18 protein-coding genes are annotated in these 17491 nt (G+C 61.2%); 5 read left to right on the top strand and 13 right to left on the bottom strand.

Annotated elements, in window-relative coordinates; all coding sequences use genetic code 11:
* Positions 1 to 11: 11 nt before the first annotated feature.
* From FXN63_RS11715 to FXN63_RS11700, 4 genes are read right to left on the bottom strand one after another with little or no spacing between them, the layout of a single operon-like run.
* Positions 12 to 1241, bottom strand: coding sequence for an ABC transporter ATP-binding protein (locus FXN63_RS11715; protein WP_148815013.1), 1230 nt, complete (start codon positions 1239 to 1241; stop codon positions 12 to 14).
* A 21-nt stretch (positions 1242 to 1262) separates the two neighbouring features.
* Positions 1263 to 2099 (bottom strand): carbohydrate ABC transporter permease, encoded by an 837-nt coding sequence (locus FXN63_RS11710; RefSeq protein ID WP_148815011.1) that lies wholly within the window; start codon positions 2097 to 2099, stop codon positions 1263 to 1265.
* Positions 2099 to 3022, bottom strand: a complete 924-nt coding sequence (locus FXN63_RS11705) for a carbohydrate ABC transporter permease (RefSeq protein WP_148815009.1) — start codon at positions 3020 to 3022, stop codon at positions 2099 to 2101. The genes FXN63_RS11710 and FXN63_RS11705 overlap by 1 nt, the downstream gene beginning before the upstream one ends.
* A gap of 18 nt (positions 3023 to 3040) precedes the next feature.
* The gene (locus FXN63_RS11700) at positions 3041 to 4297 is read right to left on the bottom strand and encodes an ABC transporter substrate-binding protein (protein WP_222864042.1); all 1257 of its coding nucleotides are present in this window, start codon (positions 4295 to 4297) and stop codon (positions 3041 to 3043) included.
* Between the two features lie 204 nt (positions 4298 to 4501).
* On the opposite strand from FXN63_RS11700, the gene FXN63_RS11695 reads away from it, so the two are divergent.
* Complete coding sequence (locus FXN63_RS11695; RefSeq protein ID WP_148815007.1) at positions 4502 to 5305, top strand: GntR family transcriptional regulator; 804 nt, start codon at positions 4502 to 4504, stop codon at positions 5303 to 5305.
* Here the strand turns inward: FXN63_RS11695 and FXN63_RS11690 are convergent.
* The 3 genes from FXN63_RS11690 to FXN63_RS11680 form a co-directional block, all read right to left on the bottom strand.
* A complete protein-coding gene (locus FXN63_RS11690) occupies positions 5302 to 6585 on the bottom strand; it encodes a hypothetical protein (RefSeq protein WP_148815005.1) in 1284 nt (427 codons plus the stop codon). The genes FXN63_RS11695 and FXN63_RS11690 overlap by 4 nt on opposite strands.
* A 111-nt stretch (positions 6586 to 6696) precedes the next feature.
* Entirely contained in the window at positions 6697 to 7659 is a 963-nt protein-coding gene (locus FXN63_RS11685) for an alpha/beta fold hydrolase (protein WP_148815003.1), read from the bottom strand.
* 186 nt (positions 7660 to 7845) lie between these two features.
* Complete coding sequence (locus FXN63_RS11680) at positions 7846 to 8982, bottom strand: MFS transporter (protein WP_222864080.1); 1137 nt, start codon at positions 8980 to 8982, stop codon at positions 7846 to 7848.
* Positions 8983 to 9363: 381 nt separating this feature from the next.
* On the opposite strand from FXN63_RS11680, the gene FXN63_RS11675 reads away from it, so the two are divergent.
* The 4 genes from FXN63_RS11675 to FXN63_RS11660 all read left to right on the top strand — a co-directional run bounded on the left by FXN63_RS11675 (position 9364) and on the right by FXN63_RS11660 (position 11396).
* The gene (locus FXN63_RS11675; protein WP_148814998.1) at positions 9364 to 9978 is read left to right on the top strand and encodes a TetR/AcrR family transcriptional regulator; all 615 of its coding nucleotides are present in this window, start codon (positions 9364 to 9366) and stop codon (positions 9976 to 9978) included.
* A gap of 116 nt (positions 9979 to 10094) precedes the next feature.
* Complete coding sequence (locus FXN63_RS11670) at positions 10095 to 10445, top strand: hypothetical protein (protein ID WP_148814996.1); 351 nt, start codon at positions 10095 to 10097, stop codon at positions 10443 to 10445.
* A gap of 100 nt (positions 10446 to 10545) precedes the next feature.
* Positions 10546 to 11205 (top strand): hypothetical protein, encoded by a 660-nt coding sequence (locus FXN63_RS11665; RefSeq protein WP_148814994.1) that lies wholly within the window; start codon positions 10546 to 10548, stop codon positions 11203 to 11205.
* Entirely contained in the window at positions 11202 to 11396 is a 195-nt protein-coding gene (locus FXN63_RS11660; RefSeq protein ID WP_148814992.1) for a hypothetical protein, read from the top strand. The genes FXN63_RS11665 and FXN63_RS11660 overlap by 4 nt, the downstream gene beginning before the upstream one ends.
* Before the next feature lie 17 nt (positions 11397 to 11413).
* Here FXN63_RS11660 and FXN63_RS11655 read toward each other — a convergent pair whose 3' ends face one another.
* From FXN63_RS11655 to FXN63_RS11630, 6 genes are all read right to left on the bottom strand, one after another.
* A complete protein-coding gene (locus FXN63_RS11655) occupies positions 11414 to 12046 on the bottom strand; it encodes a GntR family transcriptional regulator (RefSeq protein WP_148814990.1) in 633 nt (210 codons plus the stop codon).
* 56 nt (positions 12047 to 12102) lie between these two features.
* Entirely contained in the window at positions 12103 to 12993 is an 891-nt protein-coding gene (locus tag FXN63_RS11650) for an HpcH/HpaI aldolase/citrate lyase family protein (RefSeq protein WP_148814988.1), read from the bottom strand.
* A gap of 4 nt (positions 12994 to 12997) precedes the next feature.
* Positions 12998 to 13579: a cysteine hydrolase family protein gene (locus tag FXN63_RS11645; RefSeq protein ID WP_148814986.1), complete on the bottom strand. Its 582-nt coding sequence runs from the start codon at positions 13577 to 13579 to the stop codon at positions 12998 to 13000.
* A gap of 40 nt (positions 13580 to 13619) precedes the next feature.
* Positions 13620 to 14828: a CaiB/BaiF CoA transferase family protein gene (locus tag FXN63_RS11640; protein ID WP_148814984.1), complete on the bottom strand. Its 1209-nt coding sequence runs from the start codon at positions 14826 to 14828 to the stop codon at positions 13620 to 13622.
* Entirely contained in the window at positions 14825 to 15991 is a 1167-nt protein-coding gene (locus tag FXN63_RS11635; protein ID WP_148814982.1) for a CoA transferase, read from the bottom strand. The genes FXN63_RS11640 and FXN63_RS11635 overlap by 4 nt, the downstream gene beginning before the upstream one ends.
* A gap of 64 nt (positions 15992 to 16055) precedes the next feature.
* The gene (locus FXN63_RS11630) at positions 16056 to 17270 is read right to left on the bottom strand and encodes an FAS1-like dehydratase domain-containing protein (RefSeq protein WP_246165111.1); all 1215 of its coding nucleotides are present in this window, start codon (positions 17268 to 17270) and stop codon (positions 16056 to 16058) included.
* Positions 17271 to 17491: the final 221 nt, after the last annotated feature.

Genomic DNA, 17491 nt, shown 5'->3' with positions numbered 1-17491 from the left:
GAATATGTCTGTCAGTGCCGGGTAGGAAGCGGTGAAGCGGTGTCTTCGGGCAAGGCGATGTCGTTCGAGATCCGTTTGCCCGACGCGGCGTCGAACACCACGGCCTGCGTCAAGTCCAACAAGACCTTTACCTGGCTGCCGATACGCAGCGTGCTGTAGCCCGCCTCGGTCAGCATGACTTCGTTGGCTACGCCGCCATCACGGTCGTGTGCGGTCAGTGCGTTGTCCAGCCGGATGGTGACGATGGACTCGGCACCCACGTGCTCGACCAGTGCCACGGTGCCGGCCAGGCCAGGGCTTGCAGAACCGGCAGCCTGCAATGCTTGATCGCCAATCGACAATGCAGTCGGTCGAACCCCCACCAGCACGTCGGTGCCACTGGCGCGCTCCACGCCCAAATGCGGTGGCAAAGGCAGCTGCATGTCACCAATGCGCAATTGCCCGCCGTCGATGCGCGCTTGCAGCAGATTCATCGCAGGCGTGCCAATGAAACGCGCCACAAAGGTGTTGGCCGGGTTGGTGTAGATCTCGCGCGGCGTACCGATCTGCTGCGCTTCGCCTGCATGCATCAGCACAATGCGGGTACCCATGGTCATGGCCTCGATCTGATCGTGCGTCACGTATACAAACGTGCCGCCCAGATCACGGTGCAGCTTGATGATTTCGGCACGCATCGACGAACGCAGCTTTGCGTCCAGGTTCGACAGCGGCTCGTCCATCAGAAAGACCTCGGGCTGACGAACCATTGCACGCCCCAGGGCCACCCGCTGTCGCTGCCCACCTGACAAGGTACGCGGATGGCGGTCCATCATCTCGGTCAGCGACAGGATCTTGGCCGTGCGATCGACCAGGTCACGCACCTCGGGAGATGTCTCGATCCGGCGCTTGGCAAAGTGGCCCAGCAGCGGAATGTGGAACCACCAGCGGAACTTGCGCATGATCAGCGGGAAGGTGATATTGCGCCGCACCGTCATGTGCGGGTAAAGCGCATACGACTGGAATACGAAGGCCATGTCGCGAGCACTCGGCGGCAACGTATCCACGCGGCGCGTACCAAGATGGATTTCGCCATTGCTGACGGTTTCAAGACCGGCCAGCATGCGCAGCAAGGTCGACTTGCCGCAGCCCGACGGACCCAGCAACACCAGGAATTCGCCAGCGGGCACATCGACATTGATATTGCCCAGCACGGTCTTTGCACCAAAGGTCTTGGTGACGTTTTTCAGGGAAATGGATGACACGATGCAATCCTTGATGATCCGTCAGCCCTTGACGCTGCCGGCGGTCATTCCTGCAACGACATAGCGCTGCACAAGAAGATAGAAAAAGACGGCGGGCAAGGTGTACATGAGCCCGATGGCCATCACCGAGTGCAGCGGCGTGCTCAGTTCACCGACAAAGCCGGCCAGCCCCACCGATGCGGTATGCAACTCGGGCGCGCTGACCAGGGTCTGCGCAAACACGTACTCGTTCCAGCCGTGGAAGAAGGCGATCACCGCCGTGGCCGCAAGCGTCGGGGCAATCAGCGGAATCACGACGATGAACACCGTCCCGATCCGTGAGCACCCGTCGATGCTGGCGGCTTCTTCGATGTCTATCGGCACACCGTCGATGGCTCCCTTCAGAATCCAGGTGATCACCGGCACCGTGAAGGCCGTGTTCACCAGGATCAGCCCGGTCAGCGTGTTGAGCAGCGAAAGCTGGCCAAAGATCGCGTACAGCGGCACCACCAGCATTGCCTCGGGCAGCATCTGCGTGACGAACAGCGCCAGCCCCACGATGGCAATGCCCGCGAAGCGAAACCGCGACAAGGCATACGCAGGCAACACAGCCAGCAACAGGCTCAGCACCGTGGTGCCCACGGCCACAATTGCGCTGTTGATCAGCCAGTTGCCCACGTCCGTGGTGTTGAACACCTCGCGGAACACATGCCACTGCGACAAGCCGGGCAACAAGTGCGGCGGCGAGGCGAACAGGTCGGTCGATGCGGTGGTCGAGGTAACCAGCATCCAGTAGATCGGGAAGGCCGTGATGCCCAGCATGCCAAGAATCACGATCATCAACAGCGCTTGGCGCCAGTCCAGGGTTGTCGTTTTCATCAGTGCCCCGCGGCGCGCTCGGCGCGTACCGTCAGCCGGAAATAAACTACGGTGATGACCAGTGCAAGTGACAGGCCCACCATGCCGACAGCTGCGGCTTCGCCTAGCTCACGGTAGGTAAAGGCACGGCGATACAACTCGATCACCAGGGTGTTGGTCGAGCCAATGGGACCGCCCTGCGTCATCAGCCAGATCAGGTCGAAACGGCGCAGCGACCAGATCGTGATGAACAGTGTCAGCAACATGACCGTGGGACGGATCGCCGGCCACACCACCGCACCGAAGACGCTGAACCGGTCTGCACCGTCGATGACCGCGGCCTCACGCAAGTCGTTCGACACCCCTTGCAACGCCGACAGGATCACCACCGACGTGAACGGGAAGATCTGCCAGACGGTGGTCAGCAGCACCGCCGTCAACGCGCGCGACGGGTTGTCCAGCCACCCCTCCATGCCAGACGACAGGCCAAGGAAATTCAGCAGATGCTGCAACACGCCGTACTGGCCGTTGAACATCCAGATGAAGACCAGCGCCACCGCCACCGGGGGTGCTGCCCACGGAATGGTGATGAGCGAACGCGCGATCCCCCGGCCGCGAAACGGCATGTTCAACAACAGCGCCGTGCCCAGGCCGATGCCGATGGCAAAGACCACGCAGGCAACCGTGTAGACCAGGGTCACCACCAGCACCTGACTGAACTCTTCCTGTTCGAACAGATCGGTGTAATTGCGCCAGCCCACCCAATCGTGCTGCCCGGGTGACAGCAACGAGGTCTGCGTGAAGCTCAGATACAGCTCTTGAAGCAGCGGATAGGCCTGGAAGACCAATAGATAAAGCATGACGGGCGCGCAGAACAGGTAGGGCGCCCATCCCACCCCGCCCGCTGCGGCTTGCGCCTTTGCTGTTTGTTTGTCGGCAGCCATGACGATGCGTGTTCCGGCTTACTTGCGAAGCACGCGGGTGCTGACCAGACGTTGTGCCTGATCCATGGCCTTTTGCGGTTCGGCACCGCCTTGCAGCACACGCAAGACCTGCTCGAGAATCACCTGCTGGATCTCGGGCGTACGCGCTTCGAAGCCCTTCACCAGTTGCGGCACGCTGTGCGGCGACTGATCGTCATAGACCTTCAGCCACGGGCGGGCCGCGAGTTCTTCAGGCGTACGTTCGATCACGGTTGCCACGTTGGCCGCACCCAGAATCGCCTGCAGGTCTTTCTGGTTTTCCGGCTGCATCATCCACTTTACGAAGGTAACGGCTGCTTCCTTGTGCTTGGTGTTGCTGTTGATCGCAAGCGGAGCCAGGATCAGCCCTTGCGCACGGGTGGGGAACGGCGATGGCGCCGCCTGCAATGGCAAGTCGGGGGCCTGCTGACTGAAGATGCCGGCGACACCGCCGTTGTCGATCTCCATGGCCAGCTTCTTTTCCCAGAACATGCGACGGTAGGTCGCCGCGTCGGCACCCTTGGGCGTGGCACCCAGGTCGTACATTTTCTTGTAGGCGATCACACCCTCGACCACCTTGGGGCTGTTGATCGTGAGGTTGCCCTGGTCATCGCTCCAGCGTCCGCCAAAGCCATAGACGAAGTTGCAGAGGTCCTGCCAGAAGCCGTTGCTCTCGGCCATGGTGGCGCGATAGGCGAAGCCGAACACCTGGTCGCTCGTGGCGTCTTTGGCGGCGGTCAGGAATTCGTCAAAGGTGGCGGGTGGCTTGCCGCCCTTCAGCAACTGCGGGTTGTAGATCAGCTGGTAGTTGCTGATCTCGAAGGGCACGCCGTAGCGCTTGCCATCGATCACCAGATATTTGTTCGGTTCGGTCAGCTTGTAGTCGCTGGCCTTGATATCGGCATCGAGCGGCAGAATGCGCTGCGCCTGGGCGGCGGCGTAATAGTCGATCAGATCAAAGCGAACCAGGTCAGGCCCTGCCCCGCCGCCCATCTGGGTAAAGACCGTCTTGGCAAGCGTCGAGAACGGCAAGGCAAGCGGCTGCACCTCGATGGCGGACTGGCTCTTGTTGAATTTTTCGACCCACAGCTTCAGCTTGTCGCCACGGCCCGACTCCGCAAACGTTGCCGCCGCAAAGCTCAGGGTTTCCTTCGCCTGCGCATGCGCAGCACCCGGTACAGCCACCGCAAAAACCGCTGCCACTCCCAGCGCACGCGCGCCGGCACGAAGGCTGGGAAGGCTCATGAGTGTTGTCATGCCGATCTCCTTGATGCGGCGTCGTGGCCGCTTTCTTTTGAATTGAAGCGCAATAATATCGTGATATATCACAACATTTATCAGTGAATACCCGATCTCGACACGCATAAGCTGATAGGCGAAGAAGCGCATGAATACTGGGCATTCCAGTACGCATGCTCTGGCATATCAGCTATGCTTAAGGCTTGAAACAGAGGGAATTTGATGGCAACCCGCTCAACCGCCAGAACTGCGCCGCCGGCTGCTGACGCAGGTGCACCTGCGCCACGCAGAAATCCTGCGAACCAGTCGGATCAGGCTTATGAACGTATTGAAGAACTGCTGATCTGCTGCAAGCTGGCACCGGGCCGTTTCCTGGCCACGCACGAGTTGCAAACCATGGTGGGTTACGGCCGCACGCCGGTACATCAGGCACTCAACCGCCTGGCCGCAGACACCTTGGTGCAGATCACCCCGCGTCACGGCATTCGCATCACGCCCATCGACCTCACGCGGGATCGTGTGCTGCTCAGACTGCGTCGCGACATGGAAAGGTTCGTGATCCGGTTGGCGACGGAACGCTCAGGGGCGTCCGAACGCAACCGCATGCAGCACATCAAGCGGCAACTGATCGAGCACGGCGCGCACATGACTATCGAGCAATTCAACGTGGCCGACCGCTTGATCGATCAGCTGTTCCTGGCAGCCGCACAGGAACCGTTTGTGGAAGGCACGCTACGGCCGCTGCATACGATCTTCCGGCGCATCGGCTGGATCTATCACATGCACGCGCCCGACAAGGTCGATCTGCAGCGCACGGTGGCCGGTCATATCTCGGTGATTTCGGCCGTCGCCAGCGGCGACGTGGACAGCGCGATTGCTGCGTCCGACGGCTTGATGGATTTCGTCGACAGCATGTTCGCCGTGCTGGAACGCGATGTGCCGCCCAGCACGCTGGATTGCAGCCTGGATGGCGACGACAGCTATCTGGCACTTGACCAGGCCAAGCCTGGTGGCGATACGGCCTAGACTTCTTCGATGCGCTCGGTGGGGGCGAAGGGCGTGCCCAGGCCCAGCGTCAGGTAGACGCGTTCCACAATACGCTGTCGCTTGGTCGGCCGGCCTTTGCGCCAGCGCCAGTCCAGGTACACGAAGGGCAGCGCAAAGCAGAACCAGATAGCCACGAAACCGAGCAGCGAATAGGTGCCAAGCGCGGCCAAGTCGTCGTAATCGCCGGGCGATCTGTCGAAATAGCTGATGCTGATCAGTAGCAGCCAGGTAAACAGCAGCAGGCCACCCACCGTTTTCAGAAGGGGCACGCGCTGCGCCAGTCCGACGCCAACTGGCGCGATGTGGCCATTGCCACCCCGGAATCCGTGATGGCATACATACACTCGGCCATCCTCCAGATTGCGCATGGCGTAGACCAGTCTGTGCGGCCCGCCTCCGGGTACATCCTGCGCCAGCACCGCCATGTCTACCCGGTCGCCCTCGGCCAGGAAGGGCTTCACGTCGCCCAGGTTCTCGCCCACCGTCATGATGTAGGCCTGTCGGCCGACCAGGAAGCGGAAAACACCGAAGGACGGACCTGAATTCACCGAGCGTCGCGTTTCGTGGGTCAATGAGGTCAAGGTGCCCTGAACGCGCTGCATCGGCGGTGGTTCGGTATCGGCAGCTTGTGTATCGGCAGCTTGTATGTGGGGCTGGTCGGGAACTGGCGCCGACCCGGACTTGTGCACGGCATTCTGAACCGGTGTCACCGCTGGCATCACCGACAGCGGCTTTCCTGAGTGATCCCGGTAAGCCGCTTCGCTTTTCAGAATGGCCGCACGATGCACACGGTTGAACCACAAGCCGTGCAAGGACAGGCCCGCAATGATGACGCCCATCAGCGCAACGGCAAGCAGCACCGCAAGCGCGACCGCCCGCCACGCCGAACTCAGGCCCAGCAGCCACGCACCAGCTATGGCCAGCACGGCGATGGTCAAGCCGATGCCGGTAGTGCGCCACGCATTGCGTTTCTCGTCGCGATAGAAACGTGGCGGTACCCCTGGCCCCTTGCGCGCGATCAGCCATGCAAAGTGGTGGTCACCCTTGCTGTCGGTGAGCACACCGATACGCACCGGCGCGGCCTGTTCCTGCAAGCCGCGCAAGGTTCTGATCTTTGCTGCGTCTTCGATCGTGCCTGTCACCGGGACGCCATCCACGCGCAGGTGAATGTCGCCCATGACGAGCGGTACGGATACGCGCAGCGACTCGATCCGGCCATCCAGGATCGTTGGCGTCATCGCAGCAAAGCGTTTGCGCATTCGGCAGGCTGCCCGGTCAAAGGCGAAAAATGGAAAACGCAGAGCCTACCGCAAGACCGCGTGGCGGGTCGGATAGTTGGCAAACAGGTGTGTATGCAAATGCATGCACGCCTAGCCGATGAACTCGTGCACCATCGCGTTGAACGCAGCGGAATTCTGGATGAACATGAAGTGCGATCCACCCTCGGCTTCCTCGAAGATTCGGATCTGCGCATTGCGCACTTGCGTGTGCTGCCATTGCACGCACGGGTGCGGCACGTTGCTGACGGTGCCGCCGACGAACAGCGTCGGCTTGTCGATGCGGGGGATCACATCGCGCCAGTCTTGGTAGCAATGGCTTTGCAGCAGGCGGGCTGCCAGGTCACGCGGCATTTTCAGGGTTTCGGCCTTGATCCATTCGCACAGCTCGGCCGACATGCCCCGCGTCATTGACGCCAGGAACGCCGTGGTGGTCGGTGCCTCGGCATTGCCCAGATCGGCCGCCACGGCGGCCACGACACTGGCCGCATGGTTTGCGTCCTGGAAGATCGCACCGTAATCGGCCACCTGCTGCGGGGTCCAGGCGGGGTCCGGCACCAGGAACGTAGGTTGGTCGATGCACAGGTACCTGGCAATGCGCGACCATCCGAACATGTCAAGGTGACACCATGCCACGCTGTTGCCCATCGAATGGCACAGCAGGTTCACGTCTGTCAGACCCAGCGCAGCCATCACGTCGTCCAGATCCTTGGCCAGTCGCTGAATGCGGTATCCGTGAGCGGGCTTGTCGGAATCGCCATGCCCGCGCATATCCACGGCAATCACGCGGTAATGGCTGGCCAGCCCTTCAAGCTGGAAGCGGAACTGTTCTGCGGTCTGAGACCAACCAGGCACCATCAACAGTGTCTGCCCCTGCCCGACTTCCAGATAATTGAGCCGGGTTCCATCGCTGACGATCACCGACTTCTTTTCCACCGACTGCTTTTGGATCGGCATCGCGCCTGGCAGATTGCTGGGGTGGGCTTCAACAAGCCGGCTGTCGCTTGCCGGCGAAGCAGCTTGCCCGGCAAGCGTGGGTGTCCGATGGGTGTTCATGACATCTCCTGATTGTTTGGCCAGGAGTCTATCAAGCGGTGCTGACACATACGTCAGGATATGCCACCGTCTGGAACCCGATTCAGACCTCCTGCACTTGCCAGATATCGGTGCGATTCAGGCCCGCCCAGCGTTGGCAAGCCAGCGTTAGCAACTCAGGGCTGACAAGCGCGCAGTCAGGTTGGCTCAATGACCCTCGACAGGAGTGCGCGAACCGGGACGGAATCCATGCACCCGGGCGCTCCATACGATGACCAGGCCAATCGCCGTCAGTGCGGCCAGTGCCCAGGGGAAGGTATGTGCGCCCCACCGATCCAGCAAGATGCCGCCCAGCACACCACCACCCGCAATCACGCTGTTCCAGGCCACCACATTCATCGACAAGGCCACATCTGCGCCCTTGCCTGCGGTGTCGGCCAACGCGGTCTGCAACAAGGTCGCAGCGCCACCGAAGCTCAGCCCCCACACGGCCACGCCAGCGTAGATCACGGCCGGCACCGATGCCGACCAGGCAAACACCACTGCCACCATGAAGAAGGTCGCCAGGCTGGTCAGCACTGCGCCCCGCAGGTGATGCTGCACCAAGCGGCCGGTAATCGCGATGCCCAGCAACGCTGCCATGCCAAAGGTCAGCAACACCACGTCGATGCGATCAAGCAGACCCGCCTGCGCCACGAAAGGTGCGACGTAGGTGTACAGAATGTTGTGGGCCAGCATCCACACCATGACGGTTGCCAGCACCGGACGAACGCCCGGCGTGGTGAACACCTTGCGCAAAGCCATGCGTTCACGACCTGACTGACCGGGGTAATCAGGCACCTTGGCCAACACCCACACGATCAGCAGCAAGGTCAGCCCGGACATCACCCCAAACGCACTACGCCACCCCATGATGCCGCCCAGCCACGTGCCCAGCGGCACCCCCAAAGACAGCGCGATGGGCGTGCCTACCATCGCAATCGCCATCGCACTGCCCTGCTGATGCGGCTGCACCATGCGTCGCGCATAACCGGCCAGCAGACTCCAGGCCAAACCTGCCGCCATGCCCGCAAAGAAGCGCGCAGCCATCGTCAACCAGAAGTCTTGCGACAGCGCAGTGATGGTGTTGAACACCAGAAAACCCACGATGGTCAGCAGCAGCACATTGCGCCGCCGCCAGTGTTGCGTGGCAATGGTCAGCGGAATGGCAGCTAGTACCGAGCCAAGCGCGTAGGCCGTCACAGTCTGCCCAGCCATCGAGGCCGTCACGCCCAGGCCGTCGGAGATATGCGGCAGCAATCCGGCAGGCAAGGTCTCGGTGACGATGCAGATGAAACCGGTCATGGCCAATGCCAGCAAAGCGGCGATGGGAAGCTGGTCAGTGGACGCAGCGGTGGTGGAGCTAGTTAGATTCACGTTCTTTCCTGAAATGTTCGGAATAGTGAAAGGCGGACGTGGCTGACACGCGCCACACATAAATATCGATCAGTACATATGTAGGTAAAAAAATTGCCGGTGTAGGCGGCAGCCTGGTGGTGCACGGTAGGCGGCAGACTCGCGGCGAGCCCTTGCTGCGATCAACACAGATCGTCATTGACGCAACAGACCAAAGCTCACTTCTGGCCGCCATTTATGTATCGATCGATATGAAATGTAGATGCGCACCGATTTCTTGTCAACGACTTATGTATCGACTAGTCTTTATCTCCATCACAGGAGACAGTCATGGCGCAGATGGGCAGACCACGAACCTTCGACCGAGACGCGGCCGTCGATCAGGCGCTGCACCTGTTCTGGGAACAGGGCTACGAATCCACATCGCTTGCCCAGCTGAAAGCCGCGATAGGTGGCGGCATCTCGGCACCCAGCTTCTATGCGGCCTTCGCGTCCAAAGAAGCGCTATTCCAGGAATGCATGGCGCGTTACCTGGCCACCTATGCCCAGGTCAACGACTGCCTGTGGGACAAAACCATTGCGCCCAAAGCAGCAATTGAACTGTCGCTGCGACGCTCGGCGCGCATGCAGTGCGAGCGCGGGCACCCCAAAGGCTGCATGGTGGCATTAGGTGCGATGAGCGCGCCGTCGCCCGAGCTGTCCGAGGTCACTGCTCCGCTAACCCGCTCACGCGCACGCACACGTGCCGGGATCAAGGCCTGCATCGATCGTGGCATTGCCGATGGCACGCTCAGGGCCGATGTCGATGCACGTGCATTGAGCATGGTTTTTGACAGCTTTCTGCTTGGCCTGTCCACGTTGGCCAGGGATGGGGTTGGCATTCAAGCCATGGAAGCCGCCATATCCCAGGTGATGGGTGTTTGGGATGTGGCTGCGGCGCAGTAAGCCATGTAGTCAGCCGTGTGGTCAGCCCTGCAAAGGCGTCGGCAGTAAGCTTCCATGCGCCACAACAACGCGTCACGGGCTATAAAAGATCACAGCCCGTCCGAACCGAGAAACTCATGCCTCAAGATCCGTCTCCTTCCCTGCCTTCTCCTGCGCCTATCGATCCGATCATCGAACGTCTGGACCGCCACGGCCGGCTTCTGGAAGAAATGGTGCGCCTGCATACCGAAAATGCTGCGTTGACGGCGGACCTGACCGTTCACCTGACTGCCTCGCGCCGCCTGGGATATGCGTTGATCGCCAGTCACCCGGACCCACGGGCATTGGCCAACGAATTTCACCATCAGATGGACCTGGTGGCCGACGATATTGCGCCAGCCCGGCTGGATGCGTATCGCGAGGTGATGCAGGGGATCAATGTGGCGATCATGGAGGCGGTGAATCGAGGGGCCACAGGGCAAACCTGAGTGTCACGCTAATTACACTTCTCGAAAGCTGGCATTGCCCAGCAGAATTTTCTAAATCCATTTAAATAAAAATGTACAAAACTACTGATTTCGACAGCGAATGGCATTGATCGACCATTACGTGAGGTATCCGACACTTCTGCCATGGGTTGGAAAAAACTATCAGAGCAACCCGCTGAAACTACTTTTAATAGGTGAAAGCCATTATTTAAAAGAGACGGTCACCTATCACCATGATGCAGCTAACTGGTATGCAAACACCGCGATCCAGGAAGACGATTGTGCCTGGCTGAATACTCGCGGCGTTATCACAAAAGGCATCGAAACAGGCTGGAAGGAGCGTTCCAAACTGATCTTCAAGAACATCGACAAGGCACTCGGTGAGCGGCAACTTGGTGTCGATGAACCAGCCTTCTCGCACGTCGCATTTATGAATTACTTTCAGCGGCCCGCCCAGCAAAGCGGTAAGTCGCTGGTCCACACCGCGCAGGATCGCTTGGTCAGCGCATCAACGATCCTGGCCGTCGCCAGCTGCCTCAAACCCGACATGATTGTTTTTTGCAGCACGCTTGCTTGGCGAGCAGCGGCCAGCACACAAACAATCAAAGCGCTCGAAGATATCACTGCCGTCAAACGCGCAGTGCACCCAAGCACAAGGTGGTGGCACACCAAAATGAGAAAATACAAGAATAAGAGCGGGCGAGAAATGTTCTTGGAGGCAATCTCTGCCGGCCCGGTGGCCCCCGGTGTACAAGCATGAGAGATCCCGCCCGCATTGACGAAATACTCAGCGAATTGAACCGCTACTGGCAGGCGAATCCCGATCTCCGCCTTGGCCAGATCATCGTCAACATGATCCGGCCAAAGGAGCCCTGCCCAGAAGTGTTTTATACGGAGGACTCCGTGGTCCTGAAGCGTCTCTGCGACGCAAACGAAGCCCTACAGAATTAGCAAACGCCAGGAAACGCTTACTCGCTCATCGCCTTCAACACCCCCCACCCCGACTCGATATGCTTTCTCATCGCCAGCATCGCAGTCGAGGTATCCCCAGCCGACACGGCCTGCAGAATCTCTTCGTGTTCCCGCACAGCATCCTTGCCGCGATCGGTGGCGGAATTGATCACATCGAAGGGGTATCTTGCCCACAGGATCTGCACAAAATGCAGCGTCTGCGGCATCTCCGCGATGTCATAGAAGTAGCGATGGAAACGGTAGTTCACCCCACGCGCGCTGGCGCGGTCGCCGGTGGAGAAGGCGTTGGCGAACTCATCGGCCAGGGCACGCAGGCCGGCCATGTGTTCTGTGGTGATCTTTTCCATCGCACCGCGCACCAGCTGGGATTCCAGCAGCAGGCGCAGTTGCAGTATTTCGGCCGATGCACCCGCATCGAAGGGGACGACGCGCGCGCCACGGTAGGAGTCACCGCTGACGTAGCCTTCGGCCGCCAGCAGCTTCAGCGCTTCGCGCACGGGGGTGATGCTAAGGTGCAGCTGTTCGGCGATCTCGGCTTGCTTCAGGCGTGACCCGCGCGGGTACACGCCAGAAATGATGCGCTCGCGCAGGTAGTCTGCGACCTGTTCTTCTTTGGTTCGGTATTCCATATCTTGAGCCTGAGTGGCCTTCCCTGCGGGAAGACCTGTTGTCGGCCGCTGATGAATTACCCCGCAGACGGCCGTTTTTCACATGATGCACTATCCATCACTGAAGGCGTGGCTGCAATGCGCCGTGCTCTTTCCACCACGGGTTTGTCGATCATTTTTCCGTCTACCGCCGTGGCTGCCCCTCGGCTTTCCTGGAAGGCAGCCAGCACACGCTGCGCCCAGTCTCGCTCGACCGCAGTGGGTTGGTAGGCACCATTCACCGCAGCAACCTGGTTGGGATGAATGCACAATTTGCCGCCGAAGCCCAGTTGTCGCGACCGCAGGGCGTCTGCACGCATGATGGCTTCGTCCCGGAATTCCAGGCTGACGCCATCAACCGGTGCTTCCAGTCCGGCATGGCAGGATGCCAACACGATGTTTGTGCGAATGGCGGTCATGGCGTCGCCTTCGTCGGCAATGCCGCTTTCCGTAGAAAAGTCCACGCTGCCAAAAGCGATGCGGGCCAGGCCGTCCAGCGCTACCAGGGCTTTCAGGTCCAGATAACCCGCCACGGTTTCGACCAAGGCAATCACACGACGCCCGGGCAGCACGCGTAACGTGTGGGCCGTTGATGCAGTGTCGGCCTTGGGCAGCATGACGCCTGCGCCGGGCACGGATCGCAGCATGGCCATGTCGTCATCGAACCAGGGGGTGTCGATGGCGTTGACGCGGACCAGCGCTTGGTTGCCCTCGCGCAGCCAAGCACCTACCGCCTCGCGCGCCGCGTCTTTGGCGGCGGGGGCCACGGCGTCTTCCAAGTCCAGGACCACGTCGTGTGCGCCGCTAGCCAGGGCCTTGGCGTAGCGCTCGGGTCGGTCGCCGGGCACGAACAGCAGACTGCGCGCAAGCTGGGGCACGGGTAGGCTGACCGGTGGATTGACGGTTGGGGTGGCGGGTAGGCTAGACATAGCCTTACTCGAACACAACATCTTGCGAGTTGGTCGTGCGGCAGAAGCGCTGCAAGCCTTTGATCGCGTTGTCATGTTCCTCGGCAGACACGCCGCAGCAGCCGTCTTCCAGCACGATCATCTCGTAGTCGCGATCATGGCCTTCTCGCACCAGGGCCTGGACCACAGCATTGGTGGAAATGCCCGAGCAGTAGATGCGTTTGATGCCCTTGGCGCGCAGGATGGCTTCCAGATTGGTGGCATAAAACGGGCTGACGCGATGCTTGACGATGTCGAAGTCACCCGGCTGCTGGCCCAGGTCGGGGTGCACCTCGGTGCCCCACTCGCCCAGCTTGAAGATGCCATTCTTGCGCGCGCCAGAGAAGATCGGCGAATTGGGCGGGCACTCGCGGTAGTCGGGCGAGAAACCCACGCGTACGAAACCGATCAGCACGCCTGCCGCGCGGGCCTTGTCCAGCGCGCGGCGGGTGTTGACCAGAATATTCCGGCCGCGCACTTGGTCACCGTAGGCCGCCTTGCCGTTCGGGCCATCGGCGTGGACCAAGTCGTTTTCCATGTCCAGCACCAGGTAAATCGAATCGCTCATCGTCAACTTCCTTTATCGAATTGGGGAATCACAAACCGGGTCACAGAATGACTTCGCGTGCCTCTAGGTCAGCGCGCTGCGCAGTGCTCAGGCCAAGCAGTTCACCGAAAACATACTCCTCATCCTGGCCCAGCGTTGGCGTCAGGCGTCGAATACCCACGTCTCCGGTACGGCTGAAGCGTGCAGGCGCGCCAACTGCCAACCTGGCTGGGATGTCGGGTGCGCTGACTTCCGTGACGGCACCGCGCGCCCGCAGATGCGGGTCGGCGGCAATGTCTTCCATATTCCAGGACACGTGGGCACAAACGCCCGCCGCCTGCAGGCGGGCCGCCATGTCGTCGGCGTTGCACTGGGCAAAAGACGCAAGCAGCAAGCCGTCCAAAGCCTCACGGTGCCGCAGGCGGCCTGCGGTGCTGACAAAGCGCATGTCATCCGCATTCAAGCCCAATACCTGCGCCAACAAGCGCCATTCAGCATCACTTCTTACCGCAAGCGTCAGCCAGCGATCATCTTGCGCCGTTGCGTACACCCCATGCGGTGCCATGCCCAGGTCGGCGTTGCCAGGCCGTTCGGGTGTCAGGCCCAGGCTAGCCAGCACCAGGGCGTCGCCGATCATGGCCGACGCCACTTCACGCGCGGCCAGGTCTACATGCTGCGCGTCACCTGTGCATTGTCGTTGATGCAGCGCGGCCATGGTGGCCAGGGCAGCGTGAATACCTGCCGAGTGGTCCATCACGTGCCGCATTTCCACGGGCGGGCCATCGCTGTATCCGCTCATCCAGCCCAGCCCGCCCCAGGCACCGAACAAGGGGGCGTAGCCAGCGAAGTGCGAGTCGGGACCGCTTTGTCCGCACGACGACAAGGACAGGAATACCAGGTCTTCTTTCACTTGCCGCAAGTCATCGAAACCCAGGCCCAGGCGTTTCATCACGCCAGGGCGGAAGCTCTCGGCCGCAATGTCGGAGGCAGAGACAATCCGTTTGGCCAGCGCAATCGCCTCGGGCTGCTTCAGGTTCAGGCGCACCGACAGCTTGTTGGCAGATACCTGATCGAAAGTGGCCGCCGACATACGGCCGTACACCGCGTGCGGTTTGCGAAACGCATCGGGCCGCGTGCGGCTTTCGATCTTGATGCACTCAGCACCAAGCTGTGACAGCAGATGCGTGCAGAACGGCCCTGCTGCATGAATCGTGAAGTCGGCGATACGCACACCGGCCAAGGGCGCGCGACGTGCGCAAGGGGCGTTCATACCGGGACCTCCTGGGTCATCTCGCCCAGCGCGGGCACACAGCCGCCGCCGGCAAGCGGCGTGCAGCGGAACTGGAATGGGGCAACCAACACATCGGTCTGCTGACCGTTTTCCAGCTTGGACGGCGCAAACAGGCCACGCGCCCGTTCCTGCGCGCCGTCGACCACCTCGGCAGGCGTGCGGTACTTGCCGGCCGGCACGCCCAGCTCTTGTGCCCAACGCACGATGTCTTCCACCGTGTTTTTGGCCATCCAGCCACGGATGTGTTCGTTGATTTCACTGCCGCGCCGGCTGCGTTCCAAGGGGTCAAGCAAGCCGGCATCACGTGCCCAGTCGGGGCTGCCCAGCAAGGCCACCAGCGAACTCCACTGTCGATCTTCCAGCGTCAGCAATTCAATGAAGCCGTCTTGCGCCTCGAACACGCCGCCATATCGGAATCGGCGCGTGGCGCGATGTTCCAGCGAGCCATCGCCCAGACGTTGCAACGCAAACGCGCCCACCGACAACACCGCATCCTGCACCGATACGTCCACGTATTGCCCGCCGCATTGCGGCACCGCCCACCATGCCGACAAGGCACACAGCACGGCCATCGCCCCGCCCTGATAACCGCTGAAATGGCCGTAGATCTTCAGCGGTGCCCGGTCTGGGAACAACTCATTGGACAAGCCGTTGGGCAGCAAGTATCCCTCCCCACCCGCGTGGATCAGGTTGACCTCGGCCGCATCCCACCCCGCCTTGGGGCCGGATGCACCGAAGGGCAATACGCTGACATGCACCAGATGCGGAAAGCGCATGCTCAGCCGGTCCGGTGCCAGACCAAACGCTTCCCGCCCCGCCACGGGCGTGTCGTCGATCAGCATGCCGGCGTGTTCAAGCTCCTGATCGAGCAGCGCCCTGCCCTCGGCGCTCGCCAGATCGCAGACCATGCTGCGCTTGCCCACCGCCAGGTAGGCAAACAGCGCGCTCTCTCCGCCGTCATCCAGCAAGGGCGCGGCCCGCCGCAGCGGTGACCCACCCGGTGGCTCCAGCATGATGACCTGCGCGCCCATGGTGGCCAGCAGCCGCCCCGCATAGGCGGCGGCTACCGTGCTTGCGCGCTCCAGCACGCGGCAGCCCGACAAGGGCAGCGCGGCGGTGTGTGGCGAATCGTTGAACTGCATAGCTACTCTCTGGCAAGGGGTGGGCGTAGTCCGCGCTATCGGTGCACGCTCAATCCGTACACGTTCAGCGTGTCACCGGCAGTTCAAGATCGATTGCCGAGCCATCCAGGAAGGCCGGCAGACGCACATCGCGCGAGGGCAAGGCCACCGTGGCAATACCCGGTGTGGTCACTTCACCGCGCTGGTTTTCGGCCGCGATCTCGATGTCCACCAGGCCGGTGTTGTTCTTCACATATTTGCGAATTACCTTGCCCTTGCAGAAGGTGGTGTCGCCCATGATGTTGAAGCGACGCATCTCGGTCCGCACGCGCTTGATCACGCCCGCATCGCCCATCCAGTTGGTGATCAGCGAGCACATCCACGACGAACGCTGCGGACCGTAGTCGTAGGTGCCCGGCACGCCCACTTCCTTGGCGACCGATTCGCGGTGGTGGCCGATGCCGGTGTATTCCACGCCACCGCCTGCTTCCGGGTTGCGGAAGAAGTGGCCGGGATGCTTGGCGGCTGCCTGCAACACCACGCCGTGGGTGTGGCCACGACCGCAACCGACCAGGAAGCCCATGGTGTCCATCAAGGACAGCGGGCCGCGTGCAATGGTGGGCAGTTCTTCGCCCACTTCCACTTCTTCCCAATAACGCACGTTCGCACCACGAATGTTCTTGGGTTCGTTCAGCACCATGGCGTCGATGCGGTCGTGCTCTTCGTTGGTGTATTCATGCAGCACGATTTCCTTGTACTTGCCGGTGTCGCGTGCAGCCTTGCGTTCATGCCGGGTGCATGTGCCCAAGGCACGCGCCACCAGTTCGCCGCGCTGGTTGAAGTAGCTGGCTTCGACGTATTGCAATACCAGGCGGCCAGAGAACTTGCTTTCCTTTTCTTCGACACCGACGACGCGCTCAATGGAGGTGATGCGGTCGCCCGGACGCACATGGCGGAACAGTTCCCAGTCGTTGCCGGCGTAGAAGCCGTGCACGCCCGGCAGGCCCCAGCGGGTGCGGCCCAGCCAACCGAAGGCCATCGGGAACATGGGGTGGCCGATCATGGACCCGTAACGCGTGCTCGATGCATAGCCCACGTCGCGATACAGCGGGTTCAGGTCGCCAATGCCGTTGCACCAGTTGCGCAGCGTGTCGGCGGTAGCGTCTTGCAGATACGGGCCTTCCGGGCGCAGATGCAGGCCAATCATGGCGCGTGCGGCGGCGACTGCCTCGTCGGTGATAAGGCCCTCGGCAGGTGCGTTGCCGACGTCGGACTGGGGGGCGTTGATGACAGTGCTCACAGTGAATCTCCTGGCTCAGATAAACAATGCAGAATGCATTCTTGGTCAATCGGGATTGAGGCCTTGCGTTGATGTCTTGGTCTTGCGTATTCGTTGGTGCTTTATTCGGTCAAGCGGTGTGGTTCAGTACCGCAGTTTGTAGTGCGATTCGTGTTGCGTTTTTCTGGATGGGTTGTTGTGCGACCCGAGAGTGTCGATGATCTGAAAACCGCGTAGTTTGG

This window comes from Pigmentiphaga aceris (assembly GCF_008119665.1).
Taxonomy (GTDB): domain Bacteria; phylum Pseudomonadota; class Gammaproteobacteria; order Burkholderiales; family Burkholderiaceae_B; genus Pigmentiphaga; species Pigmentiphaga aceris.
The sequence above is the reverse complement of the archived record's forward strand: the minus strand, read 5'-3'. Positions and strand labels throughout refer to the sequence as shown.

Bases quoted from the DNA above. Each gene is read 5' to 3' on its own strand.
- FXN63_RS11655 (WP_148814990.1), bottom strand. From the start codon at position 12,046: ATGGAATACCGAACCAAAGAAGAACAGGTCGCAGACTACCTGCGCGAG.
- FXN63_RS11705 (WP_148815009.1), bottom strand. From the start codon at position 3,022: ATGGCTGCCGACAAACAAACAGCAAAGGCGCAAGCCGCAGCGGGCGGG.
- FXN63_RS11685 (WP_148815003.1), bottom strand. From the start codon at position 7,659: ATGAACACCCATCGGACACCCACGCTTGCCGGGCAAGCTGCTTCGCCG.
- FXN63_RS11690 (WP_148815005.1), bottom strand. From the start codon at position 6,585: ATGCGCAAACGCTTTGCTGCGATGACGCCAACGATCCTGGATGGCCGG.
- FXN63_RS11650 (WP_148814988.1), bottom strand. From the start codon at position 12,993: ATGTCTAGCCTACCCGCCACCCCAACCGTCAATCCACCGGTCAGCCTA.
- FXN63_RS11665 (WP_148814994.1), top strand. From the start codon at position 10,546: ATGGCATTGATCGACCATTACGTGAGGTATCCGACACTTCTGCCATGG.
- FXN63_RS11675 (WP_148814998.1), top strand. From the start codon at position 9,364: ATGGCGCAGATGGGCAGACCACGAACCTTCGACCGAGACGCGGCCGTC.
- FXN63_RS11670 (WP_148814996.1), top strand. From the start codon at position 10,095: ATGCCTCAAGATCCGTCTCCTTCCCTGCCTTCTCCTGCGCCTATCGAT.
- FXN63_RS11660 (WP_148814992.1), top strand. From the start codon at position 11,202: ATGAGAGATCCCGCCCGCATTGACGAAATACTCAGCGAATTGAACCGC.
- FXN63_RS11700 (WP_222864042.1), bottom strand. From the start codon at position 4,297: ATGACAACACTCATGAGCCTTCCCAGCCTTCGTGCCGGCGCGCGTGCG.
- FXN63_RS11635 (WP_148814982.1), bottom strand. From the start codon at position 15,991: ATGCAGTTCAACGATTCGCCACACACCGCCGCGCTGCCCTTGTCGGGC.
- FXN63_RS11695 (WP_148815007.1), top strand. From the start codon at position 4,502: ATGGCAACCCGCTCAACCGCCAGAACTGCGCCGCCGGCTGCTGACGCA.
- FXN63_RS11680 (WP_222864080.1), bottom strand. From the start codon at position 8,982: ATGACCGGTTTCATCTGCATCGTCACCGAGACCTTGCCTGCCGGATTG.
- FXN63_RS11645 (WP_148814986.1), bottom strand. From the start codon at position 13,579: ATGAGCGATTCGATTTACCTGGTGCTGGACATGGAAAACGACTTGGTC.
- FXN63_RS11710 (WP_148815011.1), bottom strand. From the start codon at position 2,099: ATGAAAACGACAACCCTGGACTGGCGCCAAGCGCTGTTGATGATCGTG.
- FXN63_RS11640 (WP_148814984.1), bottom strand. From the start codon at position 14,828: ATGAACGCCCCTTGCGCACGTCGCGCGCCCTTGGCCGGTGTGCGTATC.